The following is a 21,049-nucleotide window of genomic DNA, read 5'->3' as shown; positions in this document are numbered from 1 at the left end:
TGGATGTCGATGGTCCGGTGGTCGTCGTCATGTCAGCCGTGCAGCCCGCACTCGGTCTTGGCGCGGCCCGCCCAGCGGCCGGCGCGGGCGTCCTCGCCCTCCAGCACCCGGCGGGTGCAGGGCGCGCAGCCCACGGAGGCATAGCCGTCCATCAGCAGCGGATTCGTGAGGACGCCGTGCTCGTCGACGTACGCTTGCACATCTTCCTGTGACCACTTCGCGATGGGGGAGATCTTCACCTTCCGCCGCTTCTCGTCCCAGCCGACGACCGGGGTGTTCGCCCGGGTCGGGGACTCGTCGCGGCGCAGGCCGGTCGCCCAGGCCACATAGTCCTTCAGGCCCTCCTCCAGCGGCCGGACCTTGCGGAGCTTGCAGCACAGGTCGGGGTCGCGGTCGTGCAGCCTCGGGCCGTACTCCGCGTCCTGCTCGGCGACCGTCTGCCGCGGGGTGAGCGTGATGACGTTCACGTCCATCACGGCCTCCACCGCGTCGCGGGTGCCGATGGTCTCCGGGAAGTGGTAGCCGGTGTCGAGGAACACCACGTCCACGCCGGGCATCGCGCGGGAGGCGAGGTGGGCGACGACCGCGTCCTCCATCGAGGAGGTCACGCAGAACCCCTTGCCGAAGGTCTCGGCGGCCCACCGGAGGATCTCCAGGGCGGAGGCGTCCTCCAGCTCCCGGCCGGCCCGCTCGGCCAGTGCCTTCAGCTCCTCGGTGGTGCGCTCTTCCTGAACAGCCGTCATGTCCGGTCCCCTCCCGTGTCGGATCGCTGGGTCCCCCGGGCCAGCAGCCCGAGGAACTTCAGCTGAAAGGCTCGGTTGCACGCGCCGCATTCCCAGGCGCCGTGGCCCTGCTCCCCCGGGCGCAGGTCCTCGTCCCCGCAGTAGGGGCAGTAGAACGGCGCGGCACGCTCGCTCACGACAGGGCCTCCTCCGACGCGCGGCCGACCCAGGCCGCGAACCGCTCGCCGTCCTCGCGCTCCTCCTGGAAGCGCTTGAGGACCCGCTCGATGTAGTCGGGCAGCTCGTCCGCGGTGACCTTCAGACCGCGCACCTTGCGGCCGAAGCCGGCCTCCAGGCCGAGGGCGCCGCCGAGGTGCACCTGGTAGCCCTCGACCTGCCGCCCCTGCTCGTCGAGCATCAGCTGGCCCTTGAGACCGATGTCCGCCACCTGGATGCGGGCGCAGGCGTTCGGGCAGCCGTTGAGGTTGATGGTGATCGGCTCGTCGAAGTCCGGGATGCGGCGCTCGAGTTCGTCGATCAGCGAGGCGCCGCGCGCCTTGGTCTCGACGATGGCGAGCTTGCAGAACTCGATGCCGGTGCAGGCCATCGTGCCGCGCCGGAACGGGGAGGGTTTGGCGCTGAGGTCCAGTGCCTCCAGGGACTCGACGAGGGAGTCGACCCGGTCCTCCGCGACATCGAGGATGATCATCTTCTGTTCGACGGTGGTACGGACCCGGCCGGAGCCGTGCGCCTCCGCGAGGTCCGCGATCTTCGTGAGGGTGGTGCCGTCGACACGGCCGACGCGCGGGGCGAAACCGACGTAGAAGCGGCCGTCCTTCTGCCGGTGCGCACCGATGTGGTCGCGCCACTGCCGCACCGGCCGCTCGGGCGCGGGCCCGTCGGTCAGCTTGCGCCCCAGGTACTCGTCCTCCAGCACCTGGCGGAACTTCTCCGGACCCCAGTCGGCGACCAGGAACTTCAGACGGGCCCGGTTGCGCAGCCGGCGGTAGCCGTAGTCGCGGAAGATCGACAGGACGCCCTCGTAGACGTCGGGGACGTCCTCCAGCGGCACCCAGGTGCCCAGCCGCACACCCAGCTTGGGGTTGGTGGACAGTCCGCCGCCGACCCACAGGTCGAAGCCCGGACCGTGCTCGGGGTGGCGGACGCCGACGAACGCGACGTCGTTGATCTCGTGCACCACGTCGAGGACGGGCGAGCCGGAGATGGCCGTCTTGAACTTCCGGGGCAGGTTCGAATACGCCTTGTTGCCCAGGACGCGGCGCTTCATCTCCTCCAGCGCCGGGGTGCCGTCGATGATCTCGTCCTCGGCGATGCCGGCGACGGGGGAGGCGATCATCACGCGCGGGGTGTCGCCGCAGGCGGTGACCGTGGACAGGCCGACGGCCTCCAGCCGGTCCCAGATCTCGGGGACGTCCTCGACCCGGATCCAGTGGTACTGGACGTTCTGCCGGTCGGTGATGTCGGCGGTGCCCCGCGCGAACTCCTGGGAGATCTCGCCGATGACACGCAACTGCTGTGTGGTCAGCGCCCCGCCGTCGATGCGCACCCGCATCATGAAGTACTCGTCGTCCAGCTCCTCCGGCTCCAGGACCGCGGTCTTGCCGCCGTCGATCCCGGGCCTGCGCTGGGTGTACAGACCCCACCAGCGCATCCGGCCGCGCAGGTCGCTGGGGTCGATCGAGTCGAAACCGCGCTTGGAGTAGATCGTCTCAATGCGTGTCCGCACATTGAGACCGTCGTCGTCCTTCTTCACCTGCTCGTTGCCGTTGAGCGGGGTGAAGTGACCCGCGGCCCACTGTCCCTCTCCGCGGTGACGGCTCACCTTGCGGCGGGGAGTCGCGGCGGCAGGCTGCTGCGCGGGGGCAGGGTTCTGCGGGGTGGCGGCCATGGTTGATACGTCCTTCGGGACAGGCGGGAATGCGGCTCTGACCTGTGCTTATGCGCGCACGGATCTAAGTGCGCGTCATTGCGCGGGGAGTGAGGCGAAGAAGGGATGTCGGGCGGTGCTGGGTGCTCTCAGCGCGCCGGACAGATGGCGCTGGACATGCGGCCGAGGTCGACGTGCCGCCGACTCACCAAGGCGATTCCAGTTCCAGGCATGACGGAAGCGTGTCATGGCGATCTGGACACAGTCCAGCTTCGTCCGAGATGCGGACACCCTTGTCTCGAAATGAGAGACAAGGGTGTGGTTGGTCACAAGTGCCGCAGGCGGTCTTGTCCGTGCTGGTCAGACGGGGTAGGCCCCGGCCCACGGGCCCGGCGTCGGCGCCTCCGGCTCGTCCTCGACCTTGGTGTCGAACAGGGTGAAGCCCCGGCGCCGGTAGTTGTCCAGGGCGTGCTCGCCGTCCTTGCTGCAGGTGTGCAGCCACACCCGCGTGGTCGGCTTCAGCTCCGGCCGGCGGTCCGCCAGGTCCCAGGCGCGGGCCGTGCCGTACGACAGCAGGTGCCCGCCGATGCGCCGGCCCCGGAAGGCGGGCAGCAGCCCGAAGTAGACGATCTCGACCACCCCGTCCTCCTGGGCCTCCAGCTCCACGTACCCGGCCGGCGTCCCCCGGTCGTAGGCGACCCAGGTCTCCACCTCGGGCCGGTCCAGGTGCTCCAGCCACCGCGCGTACGTCCAGCCCAGCCGGTCGGTCCAGCGGATGTCCCCGCCGACCGAGGCGTACAGGAAACGGCTGAACTCGGGGGAGGGCACCTCGGAGCGGACGACCCGTACGTCCCCGTCGGGCACGGCGGCCGGAAGGAGGTCGGTGGGCGCGGTCTGCTCCAGGGACCAGGTGGTCACGGAGATGGTGGTCATGCCCGAAAGGGAACCATCCGGCACGAGCTTCTGTCGAACGCCTGATCAGGGTGCGGACAGGTCCTGGCCCAGGGACCGGTCCATGGAGGCCAGCGGCAGCGCGAACAGCATCCGGCCGGACTGGGACCACACGTCGCCGGTCTCCTCCCAGTAGGACAGGGACGCCGCCGGGCCGCTCCAGCAGCGGTGGGTCCCGTCCGCGCCGCAGCGGGTGGGGCGGGCCCCCTCCGTGTCCTGCCGCCACAGCGTGCCGCGCTCGTCCGGTGCCCCGGTCGTCCGGCCCAGGTACCAGCCCGACCGGTACGACAGCACACCGCGCACACCGGTCAGTTCCGTCTCGTGCACCTCGACCGGGTCCGGGTCGAGCAGTCCCGCACGCTCCGGCCCGGTGCTGAAGGCGTACCGCCACAGCCGGGTCGGCCCGTCCTCGTCCGCGGGCACCGCCTCGCGGGTGACCAGGCTGTCGGGCGCGGTGCTGCGGTCCAGGGAGATGCCGTCCGGCCGGGGCGCGCCGGTCGCGCCCGTCCGGTAGGAGGCGACGGCTGGCAGCACGTACCGCGCTCCCGCCGCCGACCAGCCGCCGGGCACCCGCCCGACCGACGGGCCGTCCACGGTGGCCCGCTGGACCCGGCCCAGGTCGTACACGTACAGCGCGCTGTCGTCCGCCGGACCCGCGGTCACCAGCAGTTTGTCCTGGTACCAGACCATGCCGGACACGGCGGAGCCCAGCCCTCGGTAGTCCCGGCCGCCGTTCACGGGGACGGTCAGCAGGGCCCAGGTGTAACGGAGGTCGTCCGGGTCGCCGGCGTCCACGAAGGCGACCCGGGCGAGACCGTCCCCGGCCGGCGTGCCGGTGCCGCGGCTCCACCCGGAGAGGATCACCCGGTGCTCGCCCCAGCGGCCGTCGTCGTCCGCGTCCCCGGAGGTGGTGACCGCGCCGGACCGCCAGCCGTCGGTGTCGGCGCCCGGCCAGCAGTACGCGCGGGTCGCGGCGGGTTCGGCCGGCAGGGCCCGCCGGTCGTCGTCCGTACAGTCCTCCGCGTCGCCCAGGGAGCCGTCGGGGTCGGCGAGCACGGAACCGACACCGACCGGCCGGCCCATCCCGTCGGAGAGCCGGTCCAGCGTCTCGCGCGGCACAGGGTGCTCGGTCAGCCGCAGCGGCGCGGTCTCGGCGGACGCGGTGAGCGGCTTCAGCGCCCCGGGGTCGTCGGCGTCGGTGGCCTGGGAGGCGCTGATCATGGTGGCGGCCGCGGTCAGCGCGAGGGCGGTCCCGGCCAGCGCCGCCCGCAGCGCTCTGCCCTGCCTGCGCCGGCGGTGTCTGCCGCGATGCTTCATGACGTCCTCCCGAGACGAGCCAACTGCGTCCGGTGAGCCGAGGGTTGACCGTGGAGCAGTTGGGGTGGCCCGTACCCGGATGCTACGGCAGCCGAACGGCCCGGGAGCCGAAGACCCCGCAAATATGCGAAACGGCGACCTTCCCAGCGTGCCCCCGGGCACACCCGTACGGACCCGCGCGGTCTTGACGGGCGGGAGTCAGGCTCCCCGCCCCGGCCGCCGGCGGCCCAGCGCCGGGGCCGTCGAGTGGGGGAACAGGTCGCGGGGGTCGTCCGGGAGGACGGCCCTCACCTCGGCGCTCTCCGCGAACCGGTAGGGGCGGTGGTCCAGGAGAGGGCCCAGATAGCGGCGCACGCGGGACATCTCCGCGCGGACCGTCACCGTACGGTCCGGGTCGCCGAAGACGTCCCGGGCGAGGTCCGCGGCGCTGCGCCCCGCGCGGTGCACGGCCAGCAGGTACAGCAACTCGGCGTGCCGGGGGCTCAGTTCCCGGGTCCAGGAACCCGCCCCGCCGGACACCTCCACCGACCAGCGGCGCGGCCCCCTCAGGTCCAGCACGATCCGGGACGAGGAACGCGCCACCGGTTCGTCCGCCGCCCGCACCAGCCAGCCCCCGGCCAGCGGCTCCAGCGAGCAGCGGCCCAGCGCCGGCAGCCACCGCATGCCCGCCGACACCGACGGGGGCAGCGTCAGCCGCTCCGTGTACGGCATCCCCGTCACCGCCGCCGTCCACCCCTGCCGGTCGACCACCAGCGCCCGCCCGTCGATCCGGGCCAGCACCGGCGCCGCCACCGCGCGCAGCCGCTCCAGCGACCGCAGGTGCGTCTCCCGCAGCCGCGCCTCGGCGAGCTTGGCCACCGAGTCGACCCACGCCAGCGTGGCCGGATGCATCGTCTCCAGCGGCCCGCTCACATCCACCACGCCGATCAGCCGCCCGTCACGGGGGTCGGTGATCGGCGCCCCGGCACACGTCCAGGCGGCGTGCGACCGTACGAAGTGCTCGGCGGCGAACACCTGCACGGGACGGCGCGTCACCGCCGGCGTCCCCACCCCGTTGGTGCCGACGACCTCCTCGCGCCAGTCCGCGCCGACCTCGAAACCCAGCCCGTCGGCCATGCGCAGCACCGGCGTGCTGCCCTCCCGCCACAGCACCCGGCCCTCCCCGTCGGCCACCACCATGATGTGACGGGCGACGTCCGCGACCGACAGCAGCCCCTCCCGCAGCACCGGCAGCACCTGCCGCAGCGGTGACGCCTCCCGCCGCCGCTGCACCTCCTCCCAGGACAGCAGACCGCTGTGCAAGCCGTGGTCCGGGTCCACACCGCTGCGCAGCACCCGCTCCCAGGACTGCCCGATCACCGGGCGGGGAGCCACGGGCGTACGCTGCCCGGAGAGCGCGGCGGAGCGGACCTCGTCGAGCACCCGCGCCGCACGCGCCGTGTCGACGGCGGCCAGTCGCGTCATGTCCATCGGCGAGAGTGCCACCGGTCCTCCCGGAGATAAGGCTGTCGGGACTCATACTGCCGTCTGCCCCGGCGCGAACACCCGATATCGGTACGGTCACGGCAGCAACAAGTTGCAACCCCTTGCAACCCTGGTGGAGCGCCCCCGACTGTTTGAAGCTTGAGCGACGCCGTCCCGAGCGGCGTCCACGGCTCGTAAGGGGCCTGTGCGGCGGGGGTGGTGCCGTGTCGGCGCAGCACCACCCCCGCGTCATGCCTGCGGCAGCTCGACGGTGTGCGCGGCACGGGGTGCGGCTTGATGTGCGTCGGCGGCTGCCGGGTCGTGGGTGGCCGGTCGCGCAGTTCCCCGCGCCCCTTTGGGGCGGTGTTCCTGGCCGGGGTTTTGTGGGGCCGGTGTGTGAGGCACCGGGTGTGGCCCGGTGTGCGTCGGCGGCTGCCGGGTTGTGGGTGGCCGGTCGCGCAGTTCCCCGCGCCCCTTGGGGCGGGCCCCTCAGGACACCGGCCGGGCCCGTTCCACCACCGATGCCAGGTCCAGTGTGTGCGGGAGTGTCCCGAACGCCGCGCCCCCGTCCCCGCCCAGCCGTGCCGCGCAGAACGCGTCCGCCACCTCCGGCGGCGCGTACCGCACCAGCAGGGATCCCTGGAGCACCAGCGCGAGGCGCTCCGTCAGCCGTCGCGCCCGCCCCTCGACGCCCTCCAGGTCCGCCAGTTCGGTCAGCAGGTCCTTGATCGCGGCGTCCAGCCGGTGATCAGCCCCGCGCGCCCGGCCCACCTCCCGCAGATACGCGTCCAGCGCGGCCGGCTCCCGGCGCAGCGCCCGCAGCACGTCCAGCGCCTGGACGTTCCCCGCGCCCTCCCAGACGGAGTTCAGCGGCGACTCCCGCACCAGCCGGGGCATCCCCGACTCCTCGACGTACCCGTTGCCGCCCAGGCACTCCGACGCCTCCACCGCGAGTGGCGCGCACCGCTTGGTCACCCAGTACTTCGCCGCCGGCACCGCGATCCGCAGCAGCGCCCGCTCCTGCTCGCCGCCGTCGTCGTACGCCGCCGCGAGACGCAGCGCCAGCGTGGTGGCCGCCTCCGACTCCAGTGCCAGATCGGCCAGCACATTGCGCATCAGCGGCTTGTCGACGAGCTTCCCGCCGAACGCCTCCCGGTACGCGCAGTGGTGCACCGCCTGCGCCACGGCCTGCCGCATCAGCCCCGCCGAGCCCAGCACGCAGTCCAGCCGGGTCGCCGCCACCATCCCGATGATGGTGCGCACCCCCCGCCCCTCCTCGCCGACCCGGCGCGCCCACGTCCCGGCGAACTCGACCTCGGCCGACGCGTTGGACCGGTTGCCCAGCTTGTCCTTCAGACGCTGGATCAGGAACACGTTGCGCGTGCCGTCCTCCAGCACCCGCGGCACCAGGAAACACGTGAGCCCGCCGGGCGCCTGCGCCAGCACCAGGAAGGCGTCCGACATCGGCGCCGAGCAGAACCACTTGTGCCCGGTCAGCTCGTACGCGCCGTCCTCGGCCAGCGGGCGCGCCGCCGTCGTGTTCGCCCGTACGTCGCTGCCGCCCTGCTTCTCCGTCATGCCCATCCCGAACAGGGCACCGGGCTTCTGCCCCGGCGGCCGCAGGGCACGGTCGTAGATCGTCGACGTCAGCCGGGGCTCCCACTCCGCCGCCAGCGCCGGATCGGCGCGCAGCGCGGGAACCGCCGCGTGGGTCATCGACAGCGGGCAGCCGTTGCCGGCCTCGACCTGCGTCCACACCACGAACGCCGCCGCCCGCCGCACATGCCCGCCCGGCCGCCCCCACGCCGCCGTCAGCCCCGCCGAGACGCCCTTGCCGAGCAGCCGGTGCCAGGACGGATGGAAGTCGACCTCGTCGATCCGGTGACCGTAGCGGTCGTGGGTGCGCAGCCGCGGCGGGTTCTCGTTCGCCAGCACCCCCCACTCCTGCACCTGCGCGGACCCGGCGGTCCGTCCCAGCCCCGACAGCTCGGAGCGGCCCTCGTCCAGCACGTCCGGCGCCAGATGCCGCTCGACCGCCTCCACCAGCGCCCGGTCGGCGCCGAACACGTCGTACTGCGCCAGCGGGGGAGCCTGATTGGTCACGGTGTGCGTGGTGCCTGCCATGCCCACGAACCTACCCCGCGGTACGCCGGCCTCACCCGCCGATCCGGCCTGATGGTGAGTGCGACCTGGCACGACGGATACCTTTAGGTCGTGCAGCCAGCAAGTGAATCCCCCGACGCGCCCTCCGGCCGCCTCCACCGGGCCCGGGCCCTCTACCGGAACGTCTCCAAACGCAGGACCGCCTGGCTGCTGCTGAAGGACACCGTCAACTCGTGCATGGAGTACCGCATCCTGGGCCTGGCGGCCGAGGCGGCGTTCTTCACGCTGCTGTCGGTGCCCCCGCTGCTGCTCAGCCTGATCGGTCTGCTCGGCTACGTCGACGCCTGGACCGGTGCCGACACCATCCAGAGCGTGCAGCGCAACCTCCTGGACGCCTCCCGGACGGTGCTGTCCGACCGGGGGGTGACGGAGGTCGCCGAGCCGATCCTGCGGGACGTCACCAAGGGCGGCCGGCCCGACGTGATCTCCCTCGGCTTCCTGATCGCCGTGTGGTCGGGCTCCCGCGCGGTGAACGTCTTCATCGAGACCATCACCGTCATGTACGGCCTCGACGGCGTCCGGGGCATCGTCAAGACCCGGCTGCTGGCCTTCCTGCTGTTCATCGTGGCCCTGCTGATCGGCTCGATCGCGCTGCCGCTGATGGTGGCGGGACCGGACGCGGTCGTCCGGGTGGTGCCCTGGTCGACGACGCTCGTCCAGATCCTCTACTGGCCGGTCGTCATCCTGCTCTCCGTCGCCTTCCTGACCACGCTGTACCACGTCTCCGTGCCTGTGCGCTCCCCGTGGATCGAGGACGTGCCCGGCGCGCTGGTCGCCCTCGCGATGTGGGTCCTCGGCAGCTTCCTGCTGCGGCTCTACCTGACGAACACCGTCGAGGGCCCCACCATCTACGGCTCCCTCGCGGCCCCCGTGGCCGTGCTGCTGTGGATCGGTGTGTCCGCGTTCGCCGTGCTCGTCGGCGCCGCGGTCAACGCGGCCATCGACCGGGTCTGGCCGGCCGCCGCGACGGCCGCGGCCCGCGAGGCCAACGAGCGGCTGCGGCAGGCGCAGGTCGCCGAGTACGTCGCCCGCACCGCCGCGGCCGGCGAGGCGGACCCCGACATGCCCTCCGAGTTCCCCGAACGCTGGTCCCGCTTCCTGCCCCCGGAGGACGTCACGGCGCGCCTGCGCACCCACGTGAAGTCCACCCACCCGAGGAACGGGGAGAGACCGGGGCACGAGGAGAAGTGAGCCGTTTCCCGCCCCGCTCCTCGAACTCCCCGGAGGGGCTGATTTTCAGCCCCTCCGGGGGTGCCCCCTTTGGGGGAGTTCGAGGAGCGGGGTCCGGGGCGGAGCCCCGGTTTCGGGACGGGAAGGGGCGGCGGGGGCGAAAACCCCTCGGCTCACACCTTCCAGACGCCGGCCCCCGCCCCCTCCGCCACGAACTCGGCGAAGTCCCGCGGCTCCCGCCGCAGCACCCGCCGCACCCCGTCCTCCACCCGCGCGTTCCGGCCGTCCAGCAGCGTCCCGAACAGCTCGGTGAGGAAACCCGCCTCCTTGGGCGGCACCCCGAGGCCGGCCAGCGCCTCGCCGTAGTCCCGCGCCGGCACCGCCCGGTACGCCAGCGGACGCCCCGTCGCCGCCGCGATCTCCGCCACCGCCTCCCCCCAGGTCAGCAGCCGGGGCCCGGTCACGGAAAGCGTCCGCCCGGCATACCGCTCCCCGCCCGTCACCGCGCCCACCACCACCTCCGCGACGTCCCGCACGTCCACGAACGGCTCGGCCACCTCACCCGCCGGGAACACCAGCTCCCCGCCCCGCACCTCCGCCGCCAGCGGCCCCTCGCTGAAGTTCTGCGCGAACCACGCGGCCCGTACGACCGTCCAGTCCGCGCCCGAGGCACGCAGCGCCTCCTCGGTGGGCAGCGCCTGGTCCTCGCCCCGCGCCGACAGCAGCACCAGCCGCCGTACGCCCAGCCCGACCGCCGTGCCGGCCAGCTCGCCGACCGCCTCGGCGGTACCGGGCGCGCCGACATCGGCGAGGTGGACGAGAGAGGCCGCGTCCGCACCCCGCAGGGCGTCCGCCCACGTCGACCGGTCCGCCCAGTCGAACCCGGTCGCCCGCGACGCCGCCCGCACCGTCAGCCCCGCCGCCCCGGCGGCCCGCGCCACCCGGCTTCCCGTACGCCCCGTCGCGCCCGTCACCACGAGCGTCGTGTTCCCGGTGTCCTGTGTCATACCGACGAGTCAACTCCCGCACACCGCACGGAACCATCGCCGAACGGCTCGTTCCCATGAGCCCGCGTCTACGCTGACCCCATGGACGCTCTCACCGGCCTGCTCGAGGGTCCGCGCGCCCGGGGCGCGTTCATGATCAGGGCCTGTCTCGACCCGCCGTGGGCGATCCGCGTGGAGGACCGCGCCCCCCTGACACTGATGCTGCCGGTCCGCGGCGAGGCGTGGGTCGTCCCGGACGGGGGAGAGCGCCTCCGGCTGCGCCCCGGCGACCTCGCCATCGCGCGCGGCCCCGACCCGTACACCTGCGCCGACGACCCGGCCACGCCCCCGCAGGCGCTGATCCTGCCCGGCGGCGCGTGCCACCACCCCGACGGACGCCCCCTGAACGGCGTCATGGACCTGGGCGTCCGCACCTGGGGCCACCGGCCGGACGGCGGGACGGTGATGCTGATCGGCACCTATCAGATGCGGGGCGAGATCGGCGGCCGGCTCCTGGACGCGCTGCCGCCGCTGCTCTCCCTCACCACCGACGTGTGGGACTGCCCGCTCACGCCGTTCCTCGGCGAGGAGATCGTGCGCGACGCCCCCGGCCAGGAGATCGTCCTGGACCGGCTGCTCGACCTGCTGGTCATCGCCGCGTTGCGCGCCTGGTTCGCCCGCCCGGAGGCGGAGCCGCCCGCCTGGTACCGCGCCCAGGGCGACCCGGTGGTGGGTCCGGTCGTCCGCCTGCTCCAGAACGACCCCGCCCACCCGTGGACGGTCGCCGCGCTCGCCGCGAAGGCCGGGGTCTCCCGCGCCGCCCTCGCCCGCCGCTTCACCGGACTCGTCGGCGAACCCCCGATGACGTACCTCACCGGCTGGCGCCTCGCCCTCGCCGCGGACCGCCTCCGCGACACCGACGACACCCTCGGCGCGATCGCCCGCCAGGTCGGCTACGGCAGCGCGTTCGCCCTGTCCACGGCCTTCAAACGGGCCTACGGGGTCAGCCCGCAGGAGTGGCGGAACCGGGCGGCGTAGCCTGGGGGCGTGTACGGGGAGCGGGCGTCGCGGCTGACGGGCGCGGTCGTGTGGACGCACACCCCCTCCGGGGGCGAGGACGGCCGGGTGCTCCCCGACGGCTGCATGGACCTGCTCTGGAACGAGGGCCGCCTGCTGGTCGCCGGCCCCGACACCCGTGCCCACCTCACCGAAGGCCGGCCGAGCGCCTGGGCGGGCGTCCGCTTCCCTCCCGGCACCGCGCCCGCCCTGCTCGGGGTGCCCGCCCACGAGCTGCGCAACCTCCGCGTCGACCTGTCCGACCTGTGGCCGGCGGCCGACGTGCGCCGCATGACCGCCCGCGTGAACGCGGCGGACGATCCGGCGCACGCCCTGGAGGACCTGGCCCTGCGCCGGGCGGCGGAGACACCCCCGCCCGACCCCCTGCTCGGCCGCCTGGTCACCGCCCTCGACGCGGGCCGCCCGGTCGCCGCCACCGCCGACGAACTGGGTGTGGGCGCCCGCCGGCTGCACCGCCGTTCGCTGGCCGCGTTCGGTTACGGCCCGAAGACCCTGGCCCGCATCCTCCGGATGCGCCGTGCCCTCGCCCTGGCCCGGACGGGCGTCCCCCTCGCGGAGACGGCCGCCCGGACCGGCTACGCGGACCAGGCTCACCTCTCCCGTGAGGTACGGGAGCTGACGGGCCTGCCGCCGCGCGGGCTACTGACCGCTCGGGGCCAGCGGCGCGAACAGGTCCACCCCGTTCCCGTCCGGGTCGAGGAGGACGGCGTACCGCTGCCCCCACACCGCGTCCCACGGCTCGAGCTCGAAACCGCTCCCGGCGCCGACCGTCTCCGCGAAGAGCGCGTCGACCTCCGCGGGGCTGTCGCACCGCAGCGCCAGTGAGGTCCTGCCCCCGCCCGGCGGAGGCTCCCATCCCGTGTGGAAGGACCGGACCACCTCCTCCGTGTCCAGCAGCAGCCGCAGCCCGCCCGGCAGTGCGGCCTCCACGTGTCCCTGCTCCTCGGCCCCCTCCGGAAAGGCGAACCCGAGACGCCGGTAGAAGGCGACGGAGGCGGCCATGTCGGAGACGACCATCCCGATGGCATCGAATCGTGCACTCATGCGGCCCACCGTAGGGCCGCCCCGCCGGCCCGGTCTTGAAGGAAACGGACATCCGCCGGGCGACGCTCACGCCCCGGGCAGGCAGCCCGCCCGTCCGGCGTGCAGTTCGGAGCGGACCAGCTCCAGCAGGCGGCCCGTCCAGTTCCGGCCGCGCCCGCCGTTGTCACCCCAGAAGCCCGACTCGATGTCGTCGTAGACGAGCGTCGCGTCACCCGTGGACAGGAGGATGCCGGCCAGGTCCGGATGCTGGGCGTACTTGGCCCGCAGCAGGCGGGTCATCACGGCCGTACGGGCCTGCTCCCAGCCCTCGCGCGGGCCGGCGGCGGCCGCCAGGCCGCGTGCGGCGAAGGCGTTCCCCGCCCCGGCGACCGCTTCCCGGACGGCGGGGTCGGCTGCGGACAGGGCCCAGTAGGCGTGGGCGACCGTGGGGAAGGTGGTCCCGTCGACGGTGACGGGGGCCGGGTAGTCGTTGCGCAGGGCCCTCGTGCCGGGGTCGTCCAGCGGCTCGGGCGTGTGAGTCTGGTGGAGGTGGACCGCAGGGGCGACGGCGGTCACCGGCCCGTCGGCCGGGCCGGACGCGCGCCGTCCGGCCCTCTCCCGCGCCTCTTCCTCGAAGTAGGCGAGCGCCTCCTCGTACTCCTCCCGCGTGATCCCCTCGTCCGGCCGATGGCCGCCGGACCCGTCGGGCCCGTGCACCAGGATCCACAACGGCCGGTCCTTCTCGTGCATGTCGCCCAGCGCGTAGGGGCGCCGTGTCCCGGGAATCGCGAAGTAGGCGGCACGGGCGGCGGCCCGTTTTTCCTCGGTCCGGTCGGCCAGGAACGCGTCGACGGCGGCCAGGCAGCGGTCCGTCGAGTCCGGGCGCCCGTTGAGCCGGTCGACGGTGTCGCGTACCTCGCCCATCAGCGCTTCGGGGGTGAGCCATGTGCGCGGCTCGCCGAACTCCCACTCGGCCAGCTCGTGGGCGAACGCCCGGCCGCCCTCGGGCAGTGCGGTCGCCACCCGTCCGCCGCGCAGCTCCTCCTCGAACTCCTCCAGGGTGACCAGCCCCCAGCAGTCGACGAGCCCGTCCGCGTAGACGAACAGGTCGGTCAGGTGGTAGCCCCTGTTGCGGATGAAGACGTGCCGCCACGTCCCGGGGACGCGTACGCCGTCCGCCATGCGGTAGGTGACCCGGTTGCCGATCATCCGCACATTCTGGAGGACCGCGACCCCCTCCCGGTACCGAGGTGCCGGCGCCCGCCGCATAGGCTCCCGCCCATGGCCGCTCCCGCACGCCCCGCGCTCCTCGTGTACACCCGCACCACCGACTACCGGCACGACTCCATCCCCGCCGGCGTCGCCGCCCTGCGCGCCCTCGGCGGCTTCACCGTCGACGCCACCGAGGACCCGGCCGCCTTCGAGGAACCGCTCGACCGCTACGCCGCCGTCGTCTTCCTCTCCACCAGCGGCGAGGTGCTCACCCCGGCCGGGCGGCGGCGGCTCGCGGCGTACGTCGAGGCGGGCGGCGGGTTCGTGGGCGTGCACGCCGCCGCCTGCACGGAGTACGACTGGCCGTACTACGGCGAACTCCTCGGCGCCCGCTTCGACCGGCACCCCGCCTTCCAGCCGGGCCGCGCCCTGACCGAGGACCACGACCACCCGGCGACCCGGCATTTGCCCGCCGTCTGGGAGTTCACCGACGAGTGGTACGACTTCCGCACCAACCCCCGCGGAGCGGTCCGGGTCCTGCTCCGCGCCGACGAGTCGTCGTACGACGGCGGCGGCATGGGCGAGGACCACCCGCTGGCCTGGTGCCGCGAGCAGGGCGCCGGCCGCGTCTTCTACACCGCCCTTGGCCACGCCGCCGAGGCCTACGACGACCCCGCCTTCCGCGCCCATCTGCGCGGCGGGATCACCTGGGCCACCGCCCGTTGATCACTCCTTGCAGGAGGAGTACGTGTTCACGTCCTGCGGCTCGGGACGGAAGCGGTTCTCCCAGTCACCCGGATAGGCGGCGACCAGCGCGGGCAGTTGGGCCTTCACATCGCTGGCCCACTCGTCGGTGATGTAGCGGCGCAGGGCGTCCCGCAGCTTGTCGCAGTCGCCCCGGCGGCCCTCCGGCAGCGCGATGCCGTACCTGTTGATGTTGCCGAACGAGACGTCGGGCACGACCTTGACGGGCGTGGCGCTGTTCTTCTGCTGCTCCACGTATCCGTAGAGCAGCGCCTCGTCGGTGAACACGGCGTCGACATCGCCCTGCTGGACCTTGCGCACGCACGTCGAGTAGTCGCTCTCCGTGTGCGGTGTCGCGCCGCCGGGCAGCGCGGCGAGGGCCGACGTCGAGCCCTCGACCGTGCAGATCACCTTGTTCGCGACGTCCTTCTCCGTCTTGATGCCGTCGTAGTCCGCGCGGACCAGGAACGCCTGCTTGGTGACGAAGTAGGGCCCCACGAAGTCGACCTGCTCGTCGCGCCGCGGGGTGATCGAGTACGTGCCGATGACCAGCGCCGACGACTTGTCGACGAGTTCCTGCTCCCGTTTGGCGGACACCACGTCGTGCCACCTCGGTGTGAAGCCGATCCGTTTGCCGAGGTAGGCGGCCAGGTCCGGCTCGAAGCCGCGGTCGGTGTGCCCGCTGTGGAGGTTGAACCCCGGTTGGTCGGTCTTGCCGCCGATGTAGACGGTGCCGGTGAGGGAGGACTCCTGGTCCGCCCCGTCCGCCGTCCACCCGCAGGCCGCGACGGTGAACAGCAGGGCGGCGGCCGCCATGACCCGCGCGCACCGGCGACCGCGGGAGCGGAGGGGGCGGGGGCGGCGCGGAGGATGCGTTTTCGCTGTCACTGGCCTTCTTCTCCTAGTCGTCCAGGTACGCGGAGGCGACGGACAGGTCCACTTCGCAGCCCTGCTCGGCGTCGATCAGGACGGACAGCTCGACATCGGTCATGCCTCGCCCCAGGGCGAAGGTGAACTCCGTGCCGGGGACGCCCGTCCGCACCTGTTCCTTCCCGGCGCCCGCCGTGGAGGTCACGGTCAGCTCGGTGCCGGGCACGCACACCGGGGCGGCGGGGTCGTGCGGGGCGACGTCGAAGGTGAGGGCGAGCCGCGGTTTCGGGTCGTCGGTGTGCAGGGAGGCGTGGACGGTGTCGCCGTTCACCAGAGGAGGGGCGACGTCGAGCCTCACGCGGTTCGTCACGTCCACGGGGCGGCTCTCCAGGACCGCCCAGATGCCCCAGGACGGCAGTCCTACCGCCAGTACGGCCAGCGGGATCACCACCAGGACGAACGGCGGCCACAACGGGGGCTGCCCGTCCGGGCCGCGGCGCGCGATCAGCGGCAGCATGGCGGTGGCGAACGCCAGCAGCGCCGCCGCGGTCACGCCGACCACCGCGGCGTCCCCGCCGAGCGCCAGCCAGACGGCGCCCGCCCCGAGAACGGTCACGAGATCGGCCAGGAGCAGGAGGGTGATCGCCCACGAGCCCGCGGCGGCGTCGCGGACCCGCAGTGCCGCACGCCGGAGCCACGGGAGGGAGGGGGCGCCGTCCTCATCCGGGGGATCCGTACCCGCCGGCGCGCTCGTCACGTCGTTGCTCACGCGCGCAGCCTAGAGGCGGTCGTGAGCGCCCCCGAGCAGGAAGTCACCCGGGCGGCTGACTCCGGGGGAAAGTGGTCTACGGGCGTGTTCCGGTCTGCTAAAGCGCGGTCCCGGAGCCGTCGGACAGGCTCCGGGACCGCGCTGTGCCGGCGTGTTCCACCGGCCGGGGGACGGCTCCGGGCGGCGGCCGTCCCCCGTGCGGGTCAGTGCGGGCGGTGGGCCGCCGTGACCTGACCGGCCTCCGCCGGGGCACCGGCGCCGGACGAGGTGATCACCTCGGAGCGGCCGCCGTCCCGGTTGAGGAGGCCGCCGGCGAGGGCGAGGCCGAGGCCGGCCACGGCGAGGGCGGCGCCGACCAGGGCGGGGGAGGTCCAGCCCCAGCCCGCCGAGAGGGCCAGCCCGCCGAGCCAGGCGCCGCCCGCGTTGGCCAGGTTGAAGGCGGAGTGGTTGGAGGCCGCCGCCATCGTCGGGGCGTCCTTCGCCTTGGCCATGAGCAGCATCTGGACGGGCGTGGTGATGAGGGAGCCCAGCGCGCCGATGAAGGTGATCGTCACCAGGGCGGCCCAGGTGCTGTGGACGGCGAAGGAGAACACCACCAGCGACGCGGCGAGCAGGGCGAGCCCCGCGTACAGCGTCGGGCGCAGGGCGCGGTCCGTGAGCGGGCCCGCGACCAGCGTGCCGAGCGTCATGCCGACGCCGTAGAGCGCGAGGACCAGGGTGGTGGAGGACTCGGAGATGCCCGTCACGTTCGTCAGGATGGGCACCAGGTAGCTGTAGACGGCGAAGAAGCCGCCGAATCCCACCACGGCGACGGCCAGGCCGATCGCGACCTGCCGGTTGCCCATCGCCCGCAGCTCGTGCCGGATGCCGGACTGACCGCCGCGGGGCTGGTGGGGGACGAAGAGGGCCAGCGCGGCGAGGGCGGCGAGGCCGATGACGGCGATCGCGAGGAAGGCCGACCGCCAGCCCAGGTGCTGGCCCAGGGCCGTACCGGCCGGGACGCCGACGATGTTCGCGACGGTGAGTCCGAGGAACATCTTCGAGACGGCGCGCGCGGCCCGCTCGGGGGCGACCAGCCGGGAGGCCACGACGGCGCCCACGCCGAACAGCGCCCCGTGCGGCAGCCCCGTCAGGAAGCGCGCGCCGAAGAGCAGGCCGTAGGTGGGGGCGAGCGCGGACGCGACGTTGCCGATCACGAACAGCCCGGACAGGAGCAGGAGCAGCCGCTTGTGGGGGACGCGCGCGCCGATGCCCGTCAGCACGGGGGCGCCGACGACGACGCCGAGCGCGTAGGCCGAGACGAGATTGCCGGCGTCCGGTACGGAGACGCCGACCCCGTCGGCGATCTGGGGCAGCAGCCCCATCGTGGCGAACTCGGTCGTGCCGAGGCCGAACGCGACGACGGCGAGGGCCAGCAGAGCCAGTGGCATGGTGCGGGGAAACCTTTCGAAGACAGCGGGCCGGATCGAGGGAGGGGAAGGACCGAGGTCGCCCCGGCTCTCGTGGCCGGACGCGCTGAGCGCCATTGCCCCGCGCACCCCGGGACAGGGGAAGCCCATAAGAAGGGGAGCAAGAACGACGAGCCGCGCATTCCAAGATCGGGCCGCATGCCGCCGTGAACTGCGTCACGCCGTACCGGGCGGAGCGCCGCTCCCCGGTCCCGCCCGGCCGCCTTCCGGGAGGCGGGCTCCGGAGTCCCGGAGGCAGCCGGACGCCGGGGCGTGCCCGGATCGGGGGAGGAAGGCGGGGTCGAGGAGTCGGCCGGGCGCCGGGCTGTGTCCGGGGCGGAGGGGCTGCCGGGTTCCTGGGGGTCGGCCCGGACGCCGGGGCGTGCCCGGGCCGGGGACGGTGGCGTCCCGTCCGTCAGCCGTGGCCGTCCGGACGGGGTCCGGGCGGCGCCGTGCTGGCGCGTTCCACCAGCCGGGTCGACAGCTCCGTGCGGGTGCTCTCCGGGTGGTGGCCGTCCATCATGCGCAGCAGCAGCCGCAGGGCCGTCGCCGCCATCTCGGACAGCGGCCGGCGGACCGTGGTCAGGGCCGGGGTGAGCCAGCGGGCCTCGGGCAGGTCGTCGTAGCCGACCACGCTCATGTCGTCCGGTACGCGCAGACCCCGCTCGGCCAGGGCCTCGTAGACGTCCAGCGCCATCCGGTCCGCGCAGACGAAGACGGCCGTGGGCGGCTCGGGCAGATCGAGGAGTTCGCGCACGCTGCGGCCGGCCGCGCCCTCACCGGAATCGGCGTGCCGGACGTACTCGGGGCGGTGCCGCACGCCAGCCGCCGCGAGGGCCGAGCGGTAACCGGCGATCCGCGCGTCGGCGCACAGCGTGTGCCGGTGACCGGCCACGACCGCGATGCGCTCGTGCCCCAGGGCCAGCAGGTGCTCGGTCGCCGTCACCCCGCCCCGCCAGTCCGCCGCCCCGACCGAGACGGCATCCGATGGCGGTTCGAGCACCGGGTCGATCATCACGAACGGGATGCGGTGCTGCCTGAGCCACGCGTACTGCGGGTCGCTCAGCTCCGCCAGGTGGAACAGCACCCCCGACGAACCCCGCAGGACGAGTTTGTCCAGCCAGCCCCGCTCCGGACGTTCCGGCCGCTCCGCGCGGCTCCGCGTCAGGGCCGCCGAGACGACGAGCTCGAGCCCCGCGTCGTCCGCCGCCTCCTCCGCGCCGTGCAGCACCGCGCCCGACCCGGAGGTCTCCAGCGAGTGGACCACGAGGTCCACCAGACGCGGCGCCCTCCCGCCGTCGAACCGGGGTCTCCTGATGTACCCGAGCCGGTCCAGTGCCTCGGTGACGCGGCGGCGGGTCTCGGGAGCCACGTCCTCGCGGCCGTTGACCACCTTGGACGCGGTCGGTACGGACACCCCCGCCTCACGGGCCACCACCGCCAGCGTCGGCCCGGCCGTCACGCCGGCACTCCCCGCACGGACCATCGAGCACCCACCTCTTCGAATAGAAAGCGCTTCCTACTGTAGATCCGGTACGCCGGGGCGGGAAGAACTCTCACGCGTACCCAGGAATACCGAGGAGCGTCGCGGTGCTCTCGTGTTACCGGCGGGTCCGGTGGGCCCGGCCGGTGCGTGACGCGACGCGGCGCGGCGAAGGGCTGGTGGGCACATGACGGCGGACCGGGCGAACCCCGTGACCAGAACCCCGTACGGAGCCGTCCGCGGCCGCTGGGAGCAGGGCGTGGCCGTCTTCCGGGGCATCCCCTACGCGGCACCCCCCTTCGGCCCCCGCCGCTTCCGCCCGCCCACCCCGCCCGAGCCCTGGGACGGCGTGCGCGAGGCCGCCGCCTTCGGACCGACGGCCCCGAAACCCCCGTACTCGGAGGCCTTCGCGCGGTACCTGTCCGACCCGGCCGTCCCCGGCGACGACTGCCTCAACCTCAACGTCTGGACCCCCGACCCCGCACCCTGCGCCCGCCTTCCCGTTTTCGTATGGCTCCACGGCGGCGCCCTGACCCGGGGCTCCTCGGCGGTCCCCGTCTACGACGGCCGCCCCTTCGCCCGCGACGGCGTGGTGTTCGTGTCGGTCAACTACCGCCTCGGCGTCGAGGGCTACGGCCTCTTCCCGGACGCCCCCGCCAACCCCGGCCTGCGCGACCAGCTCGCCGCGCTGCACTGGGTCCACGCGTCGATCGGGGCCTTCGGCGGCGACCCGGACCGCGTCACCCTAGGCGGCCAGTCCGCCGGAGCGATCAGCACGGGCGTGCTCGTCGCCGCCCCGCAGACCCGGGGGCTGGTCCGCCGGGCCGTCCTGCAGAGCGGCCCGCCCGAGACCACGGACCGCGCCAAGGTGCGCCGTATGGTCCGCCGTATGGCGAGCCGCCTCAGGATCCCCGCCACCGCCGAGGCCTTCGCCGCCGTCGACCGCGACCAGCTCCTCCGCGTCCAGGCCGACATCGGCCGCCTCGGCAGCCCGATACTCGGCGGCCCCGCCTTCGGCATCGTCACCGACGGCGACCTGGTCCCGCGCGACCCCCTGGAGGCGCTCACCGACGGCGCGGCCCCCGGCGTGGAGCTGCTGACCGGCTGGACCCGCGACGAGTACCGGCTCTGGCTGGTTCCCGGCGGCCTGACGGAACGCGTCGACCGCCTCGGCGCGGTCGCCCTCGCCGGCGCGATGGCCCGCTGCCACTGTGGCAGCGAGGTCCCGCGCGGCTACCGCGCCCTGCGCCCGGACGCCGGCACCGCCGAACTCGTCGGCCAGCTGGTCACCGACCACCTGCTCCGCGTCCCCCTGCACCGCCTCGCCGACGGCCGCCGGGACCCTTCTTACGTCTACGAGTTCGCCTGGCCCTCCCGCCGCCCCGGCATGGGCGCCTGCCACGCCCTGGAACTCGGCTTCGTCTTCGACAGCGGCGACGAGCCCGACGCCCGCAAACTCGCGGGCGAGGGCGCCCCGCAGGACCTCGCCGACGCGATGCACGGGGCGTGGGTACGGTTCGTCACCGACGGCTCACCGGGCTGGGAACGCTGGGACACGCACCATCCGGTGCAGGTGTACGGCGACGGCGACCCGCACGTCGAACACGGCCCCCGGGACCGCGAACTCGTCCTGTGGAGCACACCCGCCCCCGAGAACCCCGAACCCGCCACACCCCCCGAACTCCGCTCGGTCGTACGCCGCCTGCGCCGCGCCGGCGCACTCCGCCGCGACTGACGCGGGCGTGCGCTCCGGGGGCCGGTG

At 73.8% G+C, this 21,049-nt stretch carries 19 protein-coding genes and 1 pseudogene; 5 read left to right on the top strand and 15 right to left on the bottom strand.

From position 1 onward, the window contains the following. Nucleotides 1-32: 32 nt before the first annotated feature. From IH50_RS0114745 to IH50_RS0114715, 8 genes are all read right to left on the bottom strand, one after another. Nucleotides 33-743: a phosphoadenylyl-sulfate reductase gene (locus tag IH50_RS0114745; RefSeq protein WP_030861308.1), complete on the bottom strand. Its 711-nt coding sequence runs from the start codon at nucleotides 741-743 to the stop codon at nucleotides 33-35. Beyond that, nucleotides 740-919, bottom strand: a complete 180-nt coding sequence (locus IH50_RS0114740; RefSeq protein ID WP_030861306.1) for a hypothetical protein — start codon at nucleotides 917-919, stop codon at nucleotides 740-742. Before IH50_RS0114740 ends, IH50_RS0114745 begins: the two co-directional genes overlap by 4 nt. Continuing rightward, nucleotides 916-2,631, bottom strand: a complete 1,716-nt coding sequence (locus tag IH50_RS0114735) for a nitrite/sulfite reductase (protein WP_030861305.1) — start codon at nucleotides 2,629-2,631, stop codon at nucleotides 916-918. The genes IH50_RS0114740 and IH50_RS0114735 overlap by 4 nt, the downstream gene beginning before the upstream one ends. A 128-nt stretch (nucleotides 2,632-2,759) precedes the next feature. Then, complete coding sequence (locus tag IH50_RS43310) at nucleotides 2,760-2,843, bottom strand: putative leader peptide (RefSeq protein WP_310887545.1); 84 nt, start codon at nucleotides 2,841-2,843, stop codon at nucleotides 2,760-2,762. A gap of 127 nt (nucleotides 2,844-2,970) precedes the next feature. Beyond that, on the bottom strand, nucleotides 2,971-3,543 hold the full coding sequence (locus IH50_RS0114730) for a GNAT family N-acetyltransferase (protein ID WP_030861303.1): 573 nt from the start codon (nucleotides 3,541-3,543) through the stop codon (nucleotides 2,971-2,973). 45 nt (nucleotides 3,544-3,588) lie between these two features. Then, nucleotides 3,589-4,878, bottom strand: coding sequence for a hypothetical protein (locus IH50_RS0114725; protein WP_030861300.1), 1,290 nt, complete (start codon nucleotides 4,876-4,878; stop codon nucleotides 3,589-3,591). A 198-nt stretch (nucleotides 4,879-5,076) separates the two neighbouring features. After that, nucleotides 5,077-6,348, bottom strand: a complete 1,272-nt coding sequence (locus IH50_RS0114720) for a helix-turn-helix domain-containing protein (protein WP_078913974.1) — start codon at nucleotides 6,346-6,348, stop codon at nucleotides 5,077-5,079. A gap of 483 nt (nucleotides 6,349-6,831) precedes the next feature. Continuing rightward, nucleotides 6,832-8,466, bottom strand: a complete 1,635-nt coding sequence (locus IH50_RS0114715) for an acyl-CoA dehydrogenase family protein (RefSeq protein ID WP_030861297.1) — start codon at nucleotides 8,464-8,466, stop codon at nucleotides 6,832-6,834. 90 nt (nucleotides 8,467-8,556) lie between these two features. Here IH50_RS0114715 and IH50_RS0114710 point away from each other — a divergent pair, with 90 nt between their 5' ends. Beyond that, nucleotides 8,557-9,696, top strand: a complete 1,140-nt coding sequence (locus IH50_RS0114710; RefSeq protein WP_030861295.1) for a YihY/virulence factor BrkB family protein — start codon at nucleotides 8,557-8,559, stop codon at nucleotides 9,694-9,696. Between the two features lie 152 nt (nucleotides 9,697-9,848). Here IH50_RS0114710 and IH50_RS0114705 read toward each other — a convergent pair whose 3' ends face one another. Beyond that, nucleotides 9,849-10,682, bottom strand: a complete 834-nt coding sequence (locus IH50_RS0114705; RefSeq protein ID WP_030861293.1) for an NmrA family transcriptional regulator — start codon at nucleotides 10,680-10,682, stop codon at nucleotides 9,849-9,851. 81 nt (nucleotides 10,683-10,763) lie between these two features. Here IH50_RS0114705 and IH50_RS0114700 point away from each other — a divergent pair, with 81 nt between their 5' ends. Both IH50_RS0114700 and IH50_RS0114695 read left to right on the top strand, forming a co-directional pair. Further along, nucleotides 10,764-11,699, top strand: coding sequence for an AraC family transcriptional regulator (locus IH50_RS0114700; RefSeq protein ID WP_030861291.1), 936 nt, complete (start codon nucleotides 10,764-10,766; stop codon nucleotides 11,697-11,699). A gap of 9 nt (nucleotides 11,700-11,708) precedes the next feature. Next, nucleotides 11,709-12,395, top strand: a pseudogene (locus IH50_RS0114695) (helix-turn-helix domain-containing protein); the annotation flags it as partial. Here the strand turns inward: IH50_RS0114695 and IH50_RS39700 are convergent. Then, the gene (locus IH50_RS39700) at nucleotides 12,378-12,782 is read right to left on the bottom strand and encodes a VOC family protein (protein ID WP_078913972.1); all 405 of its coding nucleotides are present in this window, start codon (nucleotides 12,780-12,782) and stop codon (nucleotides 12,378-12,380) included. The pseudogene IH50_RS0114695 and the gene IH50_RS39700 sit on opposite strands and share 18 nt — an antisense overlap. A gap of 66 nt (nucleotides 12,783-12,848) precedes the next feature. Continuing rightward, the gene (locus tag IH50_RS0114690; protein ID WP_030861288.1) at nucleotides 12,849-13,970 is read right to left on the bottom strand and encodes an NADAR family protein; all 1,122 of its coding nucleotides are present in this window, start codon (nucleotides 13,968-13,970) and stop codon (nucleotides 12,849-12,851) included. 72 nt (nucleotides 13,971-14,042) lie between these two features. Here IH50_RS0114690 and IH50_RS0114685 point away from each other — a divergent pair, with 72 nt between their 5' ends. After that, a complete protein-coding gene (locus tag IH50_RS0114685) occupies nucleotides 14,043-14,699 on the top strand; it encodes a ThuA domain-containing protein (protein ID WP_030861285.1) in 657 nt (218 codons plus the stop codon). Here the strand turns inward: IH50_RS0114685 and IH50_RS0114680 are convergent, their stop codons facing one another. The 4 genes from IH50_RS0114680 to IH50_RS0114665 all read right to left on the bottom strand — a co-directional run bounded on the left by IH50_RS0114680 (nucleotide 14,700) and on the right by IH50_RS0114665 (nucleotide 19,290). Continuing rightward, nucleotides 14,700-15,533, bottom strand: a complete 834-nt coding sequence (locus tag IH50_RS0114680) for a transporter substrate-binding domain-containing protein (RefSeq protein WP_051767307.1) — start codon at nucleotides 15,531-15,533, stop codon at nucleotides 14,700-14,702. It lies immediately after the preceding gene. An 85-nt stretch (nucleotides 15,534-15,618) separates the two neighbouring features. After that, nucleotides 15,619-16,356: a hypothetical protein gene (locus IH50_RS0114675; RefSeq protein WP_030861281.1), complete on the bottom strand. Its 738-nt coding sequence runs from the start codon at nucleotides 16,354-16,356 to the stop codon at nucleotides 15,619-15,621. 203 nt (nucleotides 16,357-16,559) lie between these two features. After that, the gene (locus tag IH50_RS0114670; protein ID WP_030861278.1) at nucleotides 16,560-17,786 is read right to left on the bottom strand and encodes an MFS transporter; all 1,227 of its coding nucleotides are present in this window, start codon (nucleotides 17,784-17,786) and stop codon (nucleotides 16,560-16,562) included. Nucleotides 17,787-18,219: 433 nt separating this feature from the next. Next, on the bottom strand, nucleotides 18,220-19,290 hold the full coding sequence (locus tag IH50_RS0114665) for a LacI family DNA-binding transcriptional regulator (protein WP_030861276.1): 1,071 nt from the start codon (nucleotides 19,288-19,290) through the stop codon (nucleotides 18,220-18,222). A 184-nt stretch (nucleotides 19,291-19,474) separates the two neighbouring features. Between IH50_RS0114665 and IH50_RS0114660 the strand changes: the two genes are divergently transcribed. Continuing rightward, the gene (locus IH50_RS0114660; RefSeq protein WP_030861275.1) at nucleotides 19,475-21,022 is read left to right on the top strand and encodes a carboxylesterase/lipase family protein; all 1,548 of its coding nucleotides are present in this window, start codon (nucleotides 19,475-19,477) and stop codon (nucleotides 21,020-21,022) included. The last annotated feature ends 27 nt before the right edge of the window (nucleotides 21,023-21,049 follow it).

The sequence above is a fragment of the Streptomyces sp. NRRL S-37 genome, from assembly GCF_000721605.1.
Lineage (GTDB): Bacteria > Actinomycetota > Actinomycetes > Streptomycetales > Streptomycetaceae > Streptomyces.
This window is presented reverse-complemented; position numbering and strand designations above follow the sequence as displayed.

Coding starts and splice junctions, on each gene's coding strand:
- IH50_RS0114745 (WP_030861308.1), bottom strand. CDS start 743: ATGACGGCTGTTCAGGAAGAGCGCACCACCGAGGAGCTGAAGGCACTG.
- IH50_RS0114735 (WP_030861305.1), bottom strand. CDS start 2,631: ATGGCCGCCACCCCGCAGAACCCTGCCCCCGCGCAGCAGCCTGCCGCC.
- IH50_RS43310 (WP_310887545.1), bottom strand. CDS start 2,843: ATGCCTGGAACTGGAATCGCCTTGGTGAGTCGGCGGCACGTCGACCTC.
- IH50_RS0114730 (WP_030861303.1), bottom strand. CDS start 3,543: ATGACCACCATCTCCGTGACCACCTGGTCCCTGGAGCAGACCGCGCCC.
- IH50_RS0114725 (WP_030861300.1), bottom strand. CDS start 4,878: ATGAAGCATCGCGGCAGACACCGCCGGCGCAGGCAGGGCAGAGCGCTG.
- IH50_RS0114720 (WP_078913974.1), bottom strand. CDS start 6,348: ATGGACATGACGCGACTGGCCGCCGTCGACACGGCGCGTGCGGCGCGG.
- IH50_RS0114715 (WP_030861297.1), bottom strand. CDS start 8,466: ATGGCAGGCACCACGCACACCGTGACCAATCAGGCTCCCCCGCTGGCG.
- IH50_RS0114705 (WP_030861293.1), bottom strand. CDS start 10,682: ATGACACAGGACACCGGGAACACGACGCTCGTGGTGACGGGCGCGACG.
- IH50_RS0114700 (WP_030861291.1), top strand. CDS start 10,764: ATGGACGCTCTCACCGGCCTGCTCGAGGGTCCGCGCGCCCGGGGCGCG.
- IH50_RS39700 (WP_078913972.1), bottom strand. CDS start 12,782: ATGAGTGCACGATTCGATGCCATCGGGATGGTCGTCTCCGACATGGCC.
- IH50_RS0114690 (WP_030861288.1), bottom strand. CDS start 13,970: ATGATCGGCAACCGGGTCACCTACCGCATGGCGGACGGCGTACGCGTC.
- IH50_RS0114685 (WP_030861285.1), top strand. CDS start 14,043: ATGGCCGCTCCCGCACGCCCCGCGCTCCTCGTGTACACCCGCACCACC.
- IH50_RS0114680 (WP_051767307.1), bottom strand. CDS start 15,533: ATGGCGGCCGCCGCCCTGCTGTTCACCGTCGCGGCCTGCGGGTGGACG.
- IH50_RS0114670 (WP_030861278.1), bottom strand. CDS start 17,786: ATGCCACTGGCTCTGCTGGCCCTCGCCGTCGTCGCGTTCGGCCTCGGC.
- IH50_RS0114665 (WP_030861276.1), bottom strand. CDS start 19,290: ATGGTCCGTGCGGGGAGTGCCGGCGTGACGGCCGGGCCGACGCTGGCG.
- IH50_RS0114660 (WP_030861275.1), top strand. CDS start 19,475: ATGACGGCGGACCGGGCGAACCCCGTGACCAGAACCCCGTACGGAGCC.